Raw genomic sequence first — 13,922 nt, forward strand, 5'->3', positions numbered from 1 at the left:
TTTATATCCCTAAGGACATCGCTAACATCCTCGACTTGGGGTGTGATAGGGCAGTCCAGTTGTAAAAGGTGGTAGGACAGATTTAACACGTGCTATGACGCCCCCAAAGTATTAAGCTGAGGTTTGCCGTAAGAGGTTGGAGGAGAGGTCAGCAGGCCCCCGGGATTGATAGTTGGCACTGTCCTTCATTACCGTTATTGGGGAGGGGAGATAAGCCCCTCCTATGTACGTCTAGGTGGCTCACGAGGTGATCTCGGCTAACACTGTGCTCGAAACGTGACCGAAAGGCCCGTTACTGGACGTCAGGCCCGGTTTGTAGGCCACATATGCCTTAAAAATTAGTTAGAAGGTTTTTCACGACCTAAGTTTTTACGGTTTGTTTTCTAGTATTTCTTAAAGTCTCATTGAGTATTGGTGAAGGCTAGGAGAGAAACGTCTGTTAAACTAAAGGGTTCGTAGAGTGTGTATATTTGAGATACCACGGTTAGGGTACTTGACTGCCCCCTTACTTGAAAACAGTCCGAGTTAAAACTACTCGTTGACTCCCTGGTCAGGGTCATCGGGCACTTGGTTTCAAAGGTACTTATTACCCCCTTAGGCGTATAATTAATTATGGCTAAGATAGTGATGGAGGATATTGACGAAGACCTCTATAAGGTACTTAAAGTAAAGGCGGAAGCCTTAGGCATTAGTGTATCTGAAGCTGTCCAGCAAGCTATAGCCTTATGGCTTGAGGTAACTAACAGTGTAAAGGACTTGAACTATGCGGTGTTAAAAACAGACCCAAACGCGATAAAAGCCTATAATGAGGGAAAGTACGTGTTAGTGTGTGAAGGAAAGGTTATAGGGGCTTTCGAGAGTGAGGAGGAAGCAATTGAGAAAGCTAAAGGCCATACTAAATGTTTATTGAGCAGTAATAAATACCCTAAACTAGTTATAGGAGAATGGGGATGGACATCAGTTGCTTTAGGGTAAGCGACCGGCCCTTAATACCCGTAACTGTAATTGACCCAAATACCGGAGTTACGGTTGACGTTGAGGCCCTTATCGACACCGGGTTTTCTGGTTTTCTTTTAGTCCCCCAACCTATTTATGATAAAATTAGCTCTTTAGAGATTGACACCTCAAGGTTCTACTTGACGTTGAACGGCCTAATTAAAACTAAGGTAGCAAAGGTAGACGTTAAAATAGGGAGTTTAATTCTTAAGGGTTTTGCCGAAACCCCGATATTCGGCAGAGGTCTGACATTAATAGGTAGGGAGATGTTAAAGAAATTAAACGTCGAGTTTAAGAAAGGAGAGGAAATCTGTGTAAGGGATCCTTAAACTGTAGTTTTACTTATGACAGTACCTATCCTACTTTAACTCGTCTTAGAGGCCCTTCATCGGGGCTAACGCACCTAAACGGTTTCCGACAAGCTTGAAGAGCTCCCTCCACGCCCATTAGGTCGGTGAGCCCCCCGGTTTCGGGACTTGCCTTAGCAGTGCTCAGCCCCTTCCTAGCTCCGTGCTTTTTAACAAACTGTGTGTAAGCCTGAAAACTTTATCAGTATTACCACTGCTTGGTATTACCAAGGGAAATCAGGGTTAACTGTTTGACAAGTCTTATGGCGTTCATGACACGAAAGAGGATGTTGCCCGCAGGTATAGTAGCCCTTTCAGGTTATCAGGAGGGGTGTCCTCCTTAAGGCGTTACGGGGCGTTAAAGGGGCCGTCGTATTTTCAGCCGTATTAGACGTAGTAACTCGTTGTAAGGCATCACCTTATGGTCAACTGTCACTGGTATATCATGACGTTTAGGCCTTTTGCGTAACCCCTCACAGCTTTATTAATCTTTGGGCCAGCGAGTACCGGGACGACCTTTTTACCTTGGTAGTCCTTCTCGACTTCCTTGACTTTAGTCAACAAGTCGTCTACGTCCCTTATTTCAGCCTTAAACTTAACCTCGATAACGTAAACTGCCTTGTCGGTCTCGACAACGGCGTCGACCTCACCGACAGGAGTCTCATAATGCTTGTAAACGCTGGTTACCCTCTCACCCCCTTCTTTAATACTACCCAAAAAGTTGCTGATAAAGAACGATTCGTTAAGGATACCTAGATCACTCCTAATTGCTGCGACTTCGCCCTTCACCTCGTCGATCTTAGCCTCGAGCTCACCCTTTATCACCTTGTCGTTCTCGAGCAGTTCCCTCTTTATTTTTTCATCATTTTCCAGTAGCTCTTTCTTAGTCTTATCCATGTACTCTATTATCTCTCTCTTAACCCTCTCATCGTTCTCAAGTAGCTCCCTCTTTATTTTCTCGTCGTTAGCTAACAGTTCTTCTCTAGTCTTCCTTATTTCGTCCCTTAAGCCCCTCTCTAACTCTTCTACCTTCCTCTCAAAAGACTGTAAATAGAAATATGTCAGGGCGATATAAGCCTCAGTATTTGTCAGCTCTTGCCCGCTCTTCAGTTTCTCGACTATCCTCAAAACGCTCTCCCTAAACCACTTTGCGATCTCGTCTTCCATAACCAGATATTCCCCACTCAGTTTAAATATGTTTTGAAGGGAGAGGGAAACCAATGACTGGGGGTCGTGAACAGGTGGAAAGAGCTAATGGGGTGGAATGCCCCACAATAGGCGGGACTGGTATGAAAAGGCGAGGGTTCTCACAATTTCGGTAAAGGTTATGTAAATATTAAGGAGTGTTTACAAGCTCCGTAATCCTTTTTAAAGTCTATAACTAATACCGTATTATGGAAGAACTGTACACCGATAAGTTGATCGAACAGTTGAAGGCTAGAGTTAAGGAAGCAAATGACGTCGTGTCCAAGTTCTCCAAGGACGGGAGAGTAATAGGCAAAGTCACGAGGTTTGAGTACGTTAACATAGGGAGTAAACCCCTCATAAAAGTGGACATCTCCTTTGAGAGCTATTTCCAGAACCCCGTGAAGAGGGGGGAGGTAATCGCTATAGCCTCAATAATCCCGAAAGTCATCGTCATCGGCTCAGTCGACATGATAACCAGAGGGGACATGATGACCGCCTTAGGGATAAGGGAGATAAGGGGTAGGGAAGACCCGTCGACTATAATAACGAACACAGTCCTGACAATAAACCCCCTCGCAGAAGTCAGGGTAGAAGACTTGGAGAAGGGGGCCCCAAGGCCTACTCCCGTAGTCTCCCCCATAGACCCCCAGTCCCCCGTGTTCCTGCCTAAAGACGAGCTGGTAGAAATAGCCCTGAACATGCCTAAGGAAGGGGTGACAATAGGGAACGTGTTTTCGGGCTTTGAGAAGATAGGGGCGAGGGTAGTGCTTGACGAAGAGACCCTGAGGCACCACGTCCTGATAATAGGGACTACCGGGTCGGGGAAGACTACCCTCTTAAAGTCCGTCATATTCGACCGGGGTATACCCAAGCAGTCAGTCGTTTTCGACAGGCAGGGGGACTTCGTCAGGTTCGCCATGGAGAAGGGGCTAGAAGGGTCAGTAATCGTCCCCGTCACTAAACAGCTCTTAGAGACCTATAATACCTTTGAGGAAATGGTCCAGCAGAGGTACTGCCAAGGCGCTGAGGGCCTCGGGGACTACGTCAGTTGCGGGGACCTTAAGTTCTACCCTTACTCACTTAAGTTCTCTAAAGTGTTCAGGACTTTCAACCAGATCAGCCCCTATATGAGCGACCAAGCGTCGATGATGTGGGAACCGATATATAACAGGTTTAAAGCCAACCTGTACCACTTCTTAATGGAACTGGTGGTAGGGAGCAATAAACCCCTAAGTGACGACCATAAGGCATTGGTCAACAAGTTGTTCGGTTGGGTCTTAAATCATATGGCCCTCAGTAACTTGGTGGACGAACCCTTAGAACTGACCGGGGAACTCCTCAAGGAGGTTAACTCTAAGGTCACGAGTAGTAAAAGGGTGTCAAAGAGGGTCCAACACGGTAACCAGAGCGTAGAGTACGTGATAATAAAGAAGGAGGGAGGAAACGATAAGCTCGGTGGGGGCCCTAACCCTTCAATTACCTTCCAACTCTTCGACCTCCTGAAATACGTCATGGAAGAGGACTTAGACTTACACTCCAGTACGGAGTCAAACATTAACAGGCTCCTCAGGAGCTTAAACGACTTCGGCATATTCGACATCCCTAATACGATAAACGAAATCCCTGATGACGTACTGAACTCTGAACTGGTAATAGTAGACTTATCGTTCCTGCTAGAGTCCACAGAGTCCACAGACCCCCTCAGTATTATCGTATACAAAGTGTTAAACGAGGTGTACGGCTTCAAGGACAAGTGGTATAAGGAGAACCCAAAGAAGACGTTCCTCACGTTGCTTGTAATGGACGAAGCACATGAGTTCTTCCCCAAGCTAGGGGTGAAGTCTCAAAGTCCACGATAGAGAGGATGATCAACAGGATACTGAGGCTGGGTAGGGTAAGGGGACTGGGCACGGTATTAGCCACTCATATGCCCCAAGACCTGAACGAGCTCATACTCCAGTTGACCAACACGAAGGTAATTATGAGGAACAACAAGGACGTCTTGGAGGACATGGGGGCAAAGGAGTATATTGACATGTTGGTAAGTGCACCTCCCGGGTTAGCACTGGTCAAGTCTATCAGGTTTAACGACGTGTTAATGCAGACCAGCCCGCCGTGAACTAGACAAAATGTTAAAAAGCAAAAAGGGGGAAAACCTCTCCCCTCTTTAATTGTAAATGGACAGCGTTTTATGCGAGACCCTTCACACCCGGTGTGTCTTTACCGGTCATGCTAAACGGTTTTGCGTATTCTACGGTCAGGGCTTTAGGACACGTATGTTAGTATAAACAGCTACGGGGTATAAAGTTTAAATTGGGGTTTAACCAGATTAACTCCAGTGAACCGGGTTTGGCCCTGAAGGTGGAAGTCGGGAAAAAAGGTTACGTAATAATCCCTAAAAGTATAAGGGACCTCGTCGGGATTAAAGAGGGGGACGTACTAATACTACGTGTCACAGACGGGAAAATTATCCTCGAGCCTGAAAGGAAAGTCGACCTCGAGTCCTTGAGGAAATATATGGAGGGACACAAGAAGAAAATATCGTATGCAAAGGAGGCTAAGTTAGGTGAGCTGGCTAATATAAGCCTAGAGGAGGAATTTGAGTGATTTTCCTCGACGCTAACTTCCTCATCTATTTGAACTTAGGTGTAAGAGGAGTAGAAGAGTTTTATTATAAGCTCCTCAGTGAGGAAAATACTGCACTGGACCCCTTAGTTATTGATGAAGTAGTCTATGTGTCTAAGAAGAAATACGGTGTGAAGTATGAAGACACTTTGGAGTTTTTAGACAATGTAGTCCTCCCGTACTCTGTAGTATTCCCTATAACGGTTGAGGAGTATAAGAGGGCGAAGGACATAATGCTGGTGGGCTTAAAGCCATCCGACGCTTTCCATGTAGCTGTTATGTTAAATAACTCCGTCTTAAGGGTCGTCAGTGAAGACGCAGACTTCGATAAAGTGAAGGGTGTCCAAAGGGTTTGGCTTAGATAAATGACCACCACTACTATACCGAGTAGTATGTTACCAAAAACTGTTAGCACCTTAACTCCCTAAAGTTTTGACAAACGATGTTACTCCCTTTAATATACCGAGCGGGTGTAGAGGCCCGTCTGTACCTTAAAGAGTAACCGGACATGTTTACTCCTCTCCTCAGGGACTAACGGGGCTTAACCCCATATTGACCGTCAAATGAAATAAACTCTGGTCGGGCTTATTTAAAAATCGTGGCAACTAAGTATTACCCTAAATATTTACGTCTGTGCTTATACTTAATTTTAGTTAAATATTCAAGAGTCCTCTACCCATAACCGTGAAATATGTAATAACTCAAGTTTAATTAATAAAAATATGTTGACATAAGGGTTTTACATAAAACCCTTTACCTGAACCGCGGTGTAGAAGACGGCCCGGTCCGGGGAGATCCTCGACCTCCCAGTGTAAGGGGACGTCAGGTGTAGGGGTACACCGGTCTAACGTATTTCATACTCAGAAGGACGCTAAAGTACAAGACCCGAGTCCTTGCTAATAGATGCCCCGCACTGTACTATCGTCCCGGTGGGCTTTTATTAATTGAGTGAGTACGGCTCGTAACACGCCCGTGAATAGCCCAAAACCACCTTTACGGTGAATAATATTCTCTCAAAAAAGATCTACTTAAAAATTTACTTCTTTATTTTCCTTAATAATTTTCTCAGCTGGCGTAAGAGCAAGCGGGAGTATAGTGAAAATGTCACGCTTAAGGTAATCAGTATTGGAAAAACAACAAAAAGTATAATGAGGATAAGGAGAATTGAAGAGAGGTCTGGAAAACTGTGAAATAGCCCCGATGGGACTTGGGACAGGATAAATAATAAAAATAAGATGCCATAGACGTAACCAAGGACTTCTTTAAGAGAGTCGGGCGAAGGGTTAGTCGGCCTCTTCCCATAACTTATCGTAACCGGGGGGACGTTTTGGGAGGAGTTGGTCTGGTAGGGGTTCATACTCGCATAGCGGAACTTAGCGAGCTCCTTCAAACCCATGTCATAGAGCCCTTTTTCGTAATTACCCATCCTATAGTATTCTGGGTCTACATAATACTCCAGCCATAAATCACTGGGCACAAAATAATCTTTTTTTCTTAAAGTAATAAATATATCGTTTTAGTGGTCCCTCTTACGGTTTCTATTCCCCACGCTAAAAGTGAGCTTTTCCTTCATAGTCCCGTCGTTAAGCTTAGACTGGACGTGAAAGTGAACTTATTAAGGGTTACGGTGCGGGAAAAGTATTTAACATGCCTTAAGTAGTATAACGGGACTTTATGGCCCGGTGACGACACTATGATTTCCTTTAGCCTATTTCAAGTAGAATTCTTAAGTTAAAAGGAGATATCATATTTAACCTATATTTTCAAATATACCACTAGATTTAAATAGAGCGTTTTATATTAAATAATTGGGAAGAGAATGGGATCTTATACACATGAAATTACAGTCCCCGCGTCTAAGGAGAGGATATTACGCTGGTTGTCAGACCCGTTCCTCTTATCAGGTGTATTCGGGCACGTGAGCATACTCCAAGTATTCGACCCCAAGTCCCAGAAATACGTGACCCCGTCCTCATTGTCGGGTTATTCTACCAAGTTTAAAGTGATCTATATCTTCGGGACGCCTGAGAGTAAAGTGTATACAAACATTGGGGAGATGAAAGGGCCACTGTACACCCCTTCAGGGATAGCATATGAGGGCAATACAAGTGACGGCAAACTCAAATGGAACATTAACTTCGAAGTAAGAAGTGTCAGGACTTTAGAGTCACTGGTGAGGATTTCTGTTATCTCTGAATACGAGATATCAGCGTTCGACAGGTTTTTCGGTAAGACACCCTTCGCCCTACCGGAACATATAGTCAAGGACCATATAGTCCCTTACGTAAAGTACTACTTTAAGCCGAGCGACGCCTCACAACTGGACATAACACCTACTGTCGTGTATAGTGACGAGGGTAGCCTCAGTGATATAATAGCCAAAGTACTAAAGGGTATAAGCGAGGTCCATTACGGTGTAATAACGATAGAGGGAGAAGGTGTAAACGGGAAAATCCTGATCAAAAACGGGAGGATAGAGAGGATTAACGTCAACTACAACGAGAGCTTGATATCAGGGCAGGACGCTTTACTCCAGCTACTATCAATACCCAATACCGCTAAGGTGACGTTATACTCCCTAGACCTAGACAACGCAGTAATGGCGATGTTAGAGAGGGTACAGAGTAAGAAGACGGTAAATAACACGGCCCCTATGTGAAATCTAGGAAAACCTACAAGGCCTATCACTGAAAGGACTAGGTGTATCATAGTAGTATTAGCGTCCTACATGACACCATTATGTCTGGTGTGTTTTTTCCAAATGGACGTGTGACGTCACGGTTTTCTCATCGGTCTTTATTTCGAGCTTAACACCCCTTAACATGTAATGTTTTTTCACCCTCTCCCCCGCTGCTGAGTTATCGTTAGAAAAAGGCGTATTTAAATCTACGTCCCGGCTTTAAATGGTAAGGCTTTCCGTCTTTTATAAAACTGTTCTCCGCAGGGGTTTTAGACTTGTTTAAAAATTAAATATAAAGTAAAAATTATTTATAAAATCTAAAATTTCAACGTGTTTAAATACCGGTCTTGAGAATAAAATGTGATGGAAATAATAGGAGGAAAAACCCCGTATTTCCCCAACATATTAGACGTGTTTCCTTCAGTGGCTAGGAAGCTGTATAAAAGGGGGGAAGCTGTAATAGTGGACATCAGGCAACCTTGGGAGTACCAAGAACACCACATCCCCGGGTCGGTACTCATACCCCTAGATTATTTTGACTTTCTGTTCCCACGGTTCATTGAGCGCACACAGTTAAGTCAAGTGGCTGTGATATGTGAACACGCTAACAGGTCGACATATTTAGTCTACAGTAAGCCCTATTTATTCGACGGATTAAGGGCTTATAACGTAATAGGTGGTATAGACTTATGGATCAGGATGGGGTACGAAGTCCAAAAAGGCATCGATGATAACGGCAAGCTATGGTATAAACTATTAAAGAGCAAGTAGGGCCTAGATAAAACTCAGGCGAGCCCCCTACAGGTAAGACGACAGTGGTCTGCTCGTTTTACTTTTTGAAAAACCGTGGCGGTTAAGTATTGTAGTGTTTTCCAAGGTAACGTGTCTGTTCCACATTTAACACTACTTAATATCTTTAAGAGTAGTGCGTTAGTCTTTAGGAATTACTATGAAAAGACTAAAAAAGGAGGTAAACTTAATAGGTCTATTTTCTTTAATTTAAATCCCTATTATCGGTAGTATTATTAACGGGCTAGATGAAAAACATTAACGGGTCTTTTTGTGATTTCAATTTATCTCACTAAAGTTAGGGTTTTAACTATAAAATAAATACTAAAAGTAATATTAACACGACGGGACGAGTGAAAGCTTATATAAGGAGGCTATAATTTGAATTACATAGAACAACCTCAGTATATTATACTATTTGTGCACTGAATTATGTCAATTTAAAAGGTAAAATTACAATTAGCAATGAAAAACTGAATAGCCCGTGGTTCTGTGATCTCAAGTGTTTATAGCTCTTTAAATAGTCGAAAAAAGTAAGTAACAACTAAATTATAATAGTTAAAAAAATTAGGATGACTTATCTTTGTATTTTCAAGGCTTGTTTATGAGCTTGTGTATGTGTAGTATGCGTCTGGGTATGGGTATACGTTGGGGTCACTGAAGTACAATATCATATTTGAAGGTACTTCAATAGCGTCAACAGCCTTACCGTTCAACAGCGTCTTCCATATTGGGTTATTCTGGTTAGCCATCAAAACAGCACTATCATAAGTACTCAAAGCCTTCTGCAAATTAGCATAAGAGTTCAAGCACAAGGAAGTATCATTAGTCACATTAGAAGGCACAATCTGCTCACACTGACCCGTCAACGGGTTAGGGAAAATATTAGGATTAAACACCAGTACTACTACAATATACCATGGTATAGACTGAGTAGTACTAAAAGTCACAATGTGGTCATGAGCAGGAGTAGGCAAAACACCCTCAGGAAGACCAAAAACACCATTCTTAATCCCCAAAGACTCCTCAACAGCAGTAAAAGCAGGAGAATATATCAAAGACATGTGGTCGGGACAAGCAGCAGGAGTATCAGCAGCACCACACTGAGTCAATACAGTATAAGTAGTACCATTATAAGTAAACGTAGGGAAACCCTGAGCATTAGCACCCAACTTCTGCACACCAAAAATCGACAAACCAGCAAAAGCAGGAACAATCACATAAACCGGAGCAGCATTAGACGGTAAATCAGAAGAAGGCAAACCCTGACCAACCTCACACCCATCAGCAACACTCTCCTGCTGAGACTCATTAGCAAAAATCGTAATACCAGACGTATTACAACTAAAGTCCATAGTATAATTAAAAGTTATAACCTGACCATTAAGAAAAGCAGCAGACAAATTATACATCATAGGCACAGTATGCGTATACGTGGTTTTTACTGTAGTGGTTACGCTTGGTTTAGTTGCATATAAGTAAAACCCTATTGCTGCTATTATTAAAAGTATTATTACAGCTGCACCAAATACTACATTTGATACAGCTTTCTTTTTTCTGTCTAGTTTATTTTCTTTATCTTTTCGCTTCATTTTAAGTCCGATATTATCATAGTTTTAGAAAAGTAATAAAAAAGAGTTAAAACTATTCTAACTATGGACACGGACTAAGATTAAAATGATTTTAACAAGATTTATTTTATATGTATGATATGAACTAGTTAAAATGGTAATGGACACTTAAATAAGTGTATGCAGTAATATTTCTTTTGTGTATGAATATATAAAACTTGTGCCGATAATAAGATACATTATTTAACGAGAGGTAATTGATAGAACTAATACTGCTTTTTCACAATATTATACTCAGTCAGGTGTTAAAGGGCAAAGTTTTCATTATCTCGCTATAAAACGTGTCCGTTTTATATTTAGGTGATTCATGTCTCTTTTTCGGTTTCTATTTATCTAAACAAAGTAAGATTATAACAATTATTAAATACATATACTACAATATTACTACATGCTACGTATAAAAGCGTAAGGTAATGTGTTTATAATTTATCTAGAATAATTTTAGATACATTTTATTATTTGTCCAAGAATTACCTTAATTCGAGAAAAAATTCTTCAGTTCACAATAAATGCCTTAGTGGCCATAACTAATCATAATATAGTCATTATGTTTTTTAGATCTATTTATAATTATAGCCTAATTAATTCCCAAAAAACTTATTTTGCAGTTAAGGTGAAATAGCCTATGTCCTCTAAATGCTGTATTAAGGATGAAGATCTATGTATGGCCTATTCTTCGAGGCTGTTCGAACTGATAGCCAAGAAATATACTTATGCTATCCTTATTATTTTAGATAAATACGGTAGGTTAAGGTTTAATGAACTTCAACGTAAGATGAGCGGGATAACTCAGAAGGCATTGTCTACCCGTTTAAAGGAGTTGGAAGAGCTTAAACTGGTAAAGAGGGAGGTCGAGCAAGAGCCTCTGAGGGTCTATTATTCCCTGACTACTGAAGGTAGGGCAGTGAAGAACGCGATTCAGATTCTTATAAGCGTGATCAACCTTATCGATAACGAACATAAGGATACATTTCTGTGTTAATGGACTGTACATACTAAGCACGGATCCTGGGCCCTAATTACGTGGTACGCCTCTATTGGATCTCTTGGATCAGCTACTTCGACTCCTATAAGTGCCTTAGCCAAGTGGCTCTTATTCCCCCAAGGATCTTCAGGGCCCATATTTATCTGAGTAGGTGTCACTATCTGATAATTACTTATTTTTCCGTCCTTTATAACTACCCAATGCCCTAGTGCTCCTCTTGCGGCCTCGACTAGACCAAAACCCGTTCCATCCCTCTGGTTAACTTTCTTATATGTCGGTTTGCCGATGACGAACTGGTCGAGCTCTTCCTCCATTAATTTATGAAACAGTGAAACCCTCACTATTCTAGATATAACCCTTGCGAGGACACTTGGTCCCTTCTTTTTTACCATGTCCGTAATAAGAGGACTAGCACTTATGGACATCATCGATAATGCCCCCACTTCAGGGGCCACGAGTGAGCCCTTATATCTATACCTGAAGCACTTAGTGAAAGTGTATTTCCCATCGCTTATTTCTGGTACGGTTTCCCCCTCAAATGGGTGTAGCCCCGCTGTATCTCCCCTAGAATAGGTGTAGTGGGAGAAGTTAACAAACTCTAAGATATTTCTCTGGTCTATACTGTCTAACGTGTCCGATGATATGAAATATAGACCGCCTCTGAAACGCCTTTTCAAATCCCTTAACTCGCTGTCATAAGAATATTCTTCCACGGGAAGGTGTCCGTAACTCATCAGTATTCCTGAACCATATCCCAAGTGATCCAGTCCCATCTCGACACCGAACTTATAAATTAACGAGATATCACCCTCCTTATAATCTTCACTCCACTGCTCGAGGTCTTTTAAACTCCTTACTGTCTCAAGGAATTGGTCTAACGGACCTCCTAGGACTGTCTTTTCCCAAAACTCCTTTGTTACTTGCCTTATAATCCCTTTAGCTTTTACAATATCCTGTTGTTGAGGGTCAGCTGTTATACCGCCCGGTACCATCGCGGAACCGTGGGGCCACTGTCCTCCAAAAATGGCGTATATTTCAGTGTATTTTTTTGACCATTTAAACGCTTCCCTATACGAAGTCCCGATCATAGGAGAGAGTTTTTTCACTATTTCCGGGTAGAACTCTGTGTCCTTGTATCTCTTATTGGTTACATCGATCAGGAACATCAGATACGTATGTCTGACGTCGTTTTGGCAGATTTCAGCCATACTCATTACATTACGTATTTTGACTGCGTTAAAAGGTACTTCTGCTTTATAAGCCATTTCTAAAGCTGACACCGCAGCGTATAAGTGTGATGCCCCGCAAATTCCGCAAATTCTAGGGGTTATGACCAGGCTGTCTAACGGGTTCTTCCCCTTGAGTATTACCTCTATTCCCCTGAATAAGTTGGATGAGAATTTGACATCAACGATTTTGTTTTTGTCATATATTAGTTTTACGTCTAAGTCTCCCTCAACTCTATTAAAAGGGCTTATAACTTTCTCATTCAAGCCAATCTGCCTCTTCTCCTTTTTTCTTGTTTAAGGGCTTGAGCAAGTAGTTAGGAGCCGTTGCTCTAGCTACTGCTGAAAAAGTAGTGTAACTACCCCTACTTACCCCTAAGGGAAGTCTTTTAGGGATCCCACTCCTGTTCTTTTCGGTCATGAAGAAATTAAACGTAGGGAAATCGAACTCAGTACATCCGAAGCAAGGAGTTCCCACCCTAGTCTTGCTACTTTGGTTGTTCCATAGGATTAGGTTACACGGAGACCTAGTGTAAGAACCCTTGCACCCTAAGTTGAAGTAAAGACAACCTTCTTGATGCCCGAATTCTTTTAACCCTATTTTATAGCTAAAGTAAATGTTTCTTGGACAACCAAACTGCGTAGTCGTGGAGTAAATAAATTTAGGCCTCTGATATTCGTCCAGGTCTTCCGAGGTAAGCCTGTCAGAGAGAACCTGAATAAGTGTAGTAGTTATCCATGATGGGTGAGCTGGACAGCCTGAAATGTTAATTACCGGTAGGCCTTTAACGCTCTTAAACCCGCTCCCTAGAAATCCCCCTTTTTCTTTTTTGTGGAATTGTAAGCCTGTTGACTGGGTAGGGTTGGGGTCTGAGGCTGGTACCCCTCCGAAACTCGCACAATCACCCACAGCCACCACGTAATCTGCTACTTGGACTAATTCCCTTAACCAGTCTTTCATGGGCCTCCCTGCAAACATGTTAAATCTTCCGGTGTTATTCGGCCCTAGGATCACTGTACCTTCAAAGATAAGTACATCTAAGCGGACTCTTCCTCTGAGGATCGAAGTTAAAATTTCCCTCACTTTTTCTCCGGACTCTAGGGAAAGTGAAGGATGCCAAAGGAGCTTGGCATTATTGTCTTCAAGGAAGGTTAAAACGTCGGGCTGATCAGCGTTAAGGAAGGATAAAGTGTTCCCGCCACATGCGCCACCTTGTAACCATAAAATATTTTTTGTCATGTAAAATGATCATAAATTATACGTTTATATATTTTCATATACTAAGTTACTATATAATGTGAATTACGTATTAATTGAGTAAAAATATGTTTATAATTGGCGTCCATAGTACACTTATTAGGCTATAAATTGTCCACGAAAGGGATTCTTACCTCACAGCTACGGTGTGGTTCAATGACTTAACATGCCTTAAGTGCTGCGAGGAGATTTTATAG

14 protein-coding genes are annotated in these 13,922 nt (G+C 42.1%); 9 read left to right on the forward strand and 5 right to left on the reverse strand.

Going from position 1 to position 13,922, the window contains the following annotated elements; genetic code table 11:
* Positions 1 to 612: 612 nt before the first annotated feature.
* A complete protein-coding gene (locus tag KN1_RS00405; protein ID WP_221288666.1) occupies positions 613 to 975 on the forward strand; it encodes a ribbon-helix-helix domain-containing protein in 363 nt (120 codons plus the stop codon).
* Positions 951 to 1,325: a clan AA aspartic protease gene (locus KN1_RS00410; RefSeq protein WP_221288668.1), complete on the forward strand. Its 375-nt coding sequence runs from the start codon at positions 951 to 953 to the stop codon at positions 1,323 to 1,325. The genes KN1_RS00405 and KN1_RS00410 overlap by 25 nt, the downstream gene beginning before the upstream one ends.
* A 450-nt stretch (positions 1,326 to 1,775) precedes the next feature.
* On the opposite strand, the gene KN1_RS00415 is transcribed toward KN1_RS00410, so the two are convergent.
* Complete coding sequence (locus tag KN1_RS00415) at positions 1,776 to 2,510, reverse strand: endonuclease NucS domain-containing protein (protein ID WP_221288670.1); 735 nt, start codon at positions 2,508 to 2,510, stop codon at positions 1,776 to 1,778.
* 227 nt (positions 2,511 to 2,737) lie between these two features.
* Here KN1_RS00415 and KN1_RS00420 point away from each other — a divergent pair, with 227 nt between their 5' ends.
* The 4 genes from KN1_RS00420 (at position 2,738) to KN1_RS00435 (ending at position 5,521) form a co-directional block, all read left to right on the forward strand.
* Positions 2,738 to 4,390 carry a helicase HerA domain-containing protein gene (locus tag KN1_RS00420; protein WP_221288671.1) on the forward strand — a complete coding sequence of 551 codons (1,653 nt, stop codon included), beginning with the start codon at positions 2,738 to 2,740 and terminating at the stop codon, positions 4,388 to 4,390.
* A 5-nt stretch (positions 4,391 to 4,395) separates the two neighbouring features.
* Complete coding sequence (locus tag KN1_RS00425) at positions 4,396 to 4,650, forward strand: hypothetical protein (RefSeq protein ID WP_221288672.1); 255 nt, start codon at positions 4,396 to 4,398, stop codon at positions 4,648 to 4,650.
* A 230-nt stretch (positions 4,651 to 4,880) separates the two neighbouring features.
* Positions 4,881 to 5,138 (forward strand): AbrB/MazE/SpoVT family DNA-binding domain-containing protein, encoded by a 258-nt coding sequence (locus KN1_RS00430; RefSeq protein ID WP_221290405.1) that lies wholly within the window; start codon positions 4,881 to 4,883, stop codon positions 5,136 to 5,138.
* Complete coding sequence (locus tag KN1_RS00435; RefSeq protein ID WP_221288673.1) at positions 5,135 to 5,521, forward strand: type II toxin-antitoxin system VapC family toxin; 387 nt, start codon at positions 5,135 to 5,137, stop codon at positions 5,519 to 5,521. The genes KN1_RS00430 and KN1_RS00435 overlap by 4 nt, the downstream gene beginning before the upstream one ends.
* A 671-nt stretch (positions 5,522 to 6,192) precedes the next feature.
* Here KN1_RS00435 and KN1_RS00440 read toward each other — a convergent pair.
* Positions 6,193 to 6,633 carry a hypothetical protein gene (locus KN1_RS00440; protein ID WP_221288674.1) on the reverse strand — a complete coding sequence of 147 codons (441 nt, stop codon included), beginning with the start codon at positions 6,631 to 6,633 and terminating at the stop codon, positions 6,193 to 6,195.
* A gap of 342 nt (positions 6,634 to 6,975) precedes the next feature.
* Here KN1_RS00440 and KN1_RS00445 point away from each other — a divergent pair, with 342 nt between their 5' ends.
* Both KN1_RS00445 and KN1_RS00450 read left to right on the forward strand, forming a co-directional pair.
* Complete coding sequence (locus KN1_RS00445) at positions 6,976 to 7,815, forward strand: hypothetical protein (protein WP_221288675.1); 840 nt, start codon at positions 6,976 to 6,978, stop codon at positions 7,813 to 7,815.
* 384 nt (positions 7,816 to 8,199) lie between these two features.
* Positions 8,200 to 8,607 carry a rhodanese-like domain-containing protein gene (locus KN1_RS00450; RefSeq protein WP_221288676.1) on the forward strand — a complete coding sequence of 136 codons (408 nt, stop codon included), beginning with the start codon at positions 8,200 to 8,202 and terminating at the stop codon, positions 8,605 to 8,607.
* Positions 8,608 to 9,227: 620 nt separating this feature from the next.
* On the opposite strand, the gene KN1_RS00455 is transcribed toward KN1_RS00450, so the two are convergent.
* Positions 9,228 to 10,217 carry a hypothetical protein gene (locus tag KN1_RS00455; protein WP_221288677.1) on the reverse strand — a complete coding sequence of 330 codons (990 nt, stop codon included), beginning with the start codon at positions 10,215 to 10,217 and terminating at the stop codon, positions 9,228 to 9,230.
* Between the two features lie 664 nt (positions 10,218 to 10,881).
* Here KN1_RS00455 and KN1_RS00460 point away from each other — a divergent pair.
* A complete protein-coding gene (locus KN1_RS00460) occupies positions 10,882 to 11,238 on the forward strand; it encodes a winged helix-turn-helix transcriptional regulator (RefSeq protein ID WP_221288678.1) in 357 nt (118 codons plus the stop codon).
* Here KN1_RS00460 and KN1_RS00465 read toward each other — a convergent pair.
* Together KN1_RS00465 and KN1_RS00470 are read right to left on the reverse strand one after the other, a co-directional pair.
* Complete coding sequence (locus tag KN1_RS00465) at positions 11,235 to 12,734, reverse strand: nickel-dependent hydrogenase large subunit (protein WP_221288680.1); 1,500 nt, start codon at positions 12,732 to 12,734, stop codon at positions 11,235 to 11,237. The two genes, KN1_RS00460 and KN1_RS00465, sit on opposite strands and share 4 nt — an antisense overlap.
* A complete protein-coding gene (locus KN1_RS00470) occupies positions 12,727 to 13,707 on the reverse strand; it encodes an NADH-quinone oxidoreductase subunit B family protein (protein ID WP_221288681.1) in 981 nt (326 codons plus the stop codon). The genes KN1_RS00465 and KN1_RS00470 overlap by 8 nt, the downstream gene beginning before the upstream one ends.
* Between the last annotated feature and the right edge of the window lie 215 nt (positions 13,708 to 13,922).

The sequence above is a fragment of the Stygiolobus caldivivus genome (assembly GCF_019704315.1).
Classification (GTDB): domain Archaea; phylum Thermoproteota; class Thermoprotei_A; order Sulfolobales; family Sulfolobaceae; genus Stygiolobus; species Stygiolobus caldivivus.

Excerpts from the sequence above, each read along its gene's own strand:
- KN1_RS00405 (WP_221288666.1), top strand. The coding sequence starts at position 613 with ATGGCTAAGATAGTGATGGAGGATATTGACGAAGACCTCTATAAGGTA.
- KN1_RS00410 (WP_221288668.1), top strand. The coding sequence starts at position 951 with ATGGACATCAGTTGCTTTAGGGTAAGCGACCGGCCCTTAATACCCGTA.
- KN1_RS00415 (WP_221288670.1), bottom strand. The coding sequence starts at position 2,510 with ATGGAAGACGAGATCGCAAAGTGGTTTAGGGAGAGCGTTTTGAGGATA.
- KN1_RS00420 (WP_221288671.1), top strand. The coding sequence starts at position 2,738 with ATGGAAGAACTGTACACCGATAAGTTGATCGAACAGTTGAAGGCTAGA.
- KN1_RS00425 (WP_221288672.1), top strand. The coding sequence starts at position 4,396 with ATGATCAACAGGATACTGAGGCTGGGTAGGGTAAGGGGACTGGGCACG.
- KN1_RS00445 (WP_221288675.1), top strand. The coding sequence starts at position 6,976 with ATGGGATCTTATACACATGAAATTACAGTCCCCGCGTCTAAGGAGAGG.
- KN1_RS00450 (WP_221288676.1), top strand. The coding sequence starts at position 8,200 with ATGGAAATAATAGGAGGAAAAACCCCGTATTTCCCCAACATATTAGAC.
- KN1_RS00455 (WP_221288677.1), bottom strand. The coding sequence starts at position 10,217 with ATGAAGCGAAAAGATAAAGAAAATAAACTAGACAGAAAAAAGAAAGCT.
- KN1_RS00460 (WP_221288678.1), top strand. The coding sequence starts at position 10,882 with ATGTCCTCTAAATGCTGTATTAAGGATGAAGATCTATGTATGGCCTAT.
- KN1_RS00470 (WP_221288681.1), bottom strand. The coding sequence starts at position 13,707 with ATGACAAAAAATATTTTATGGTTACAAGGTGGCGCATGTGGCGGGAAC.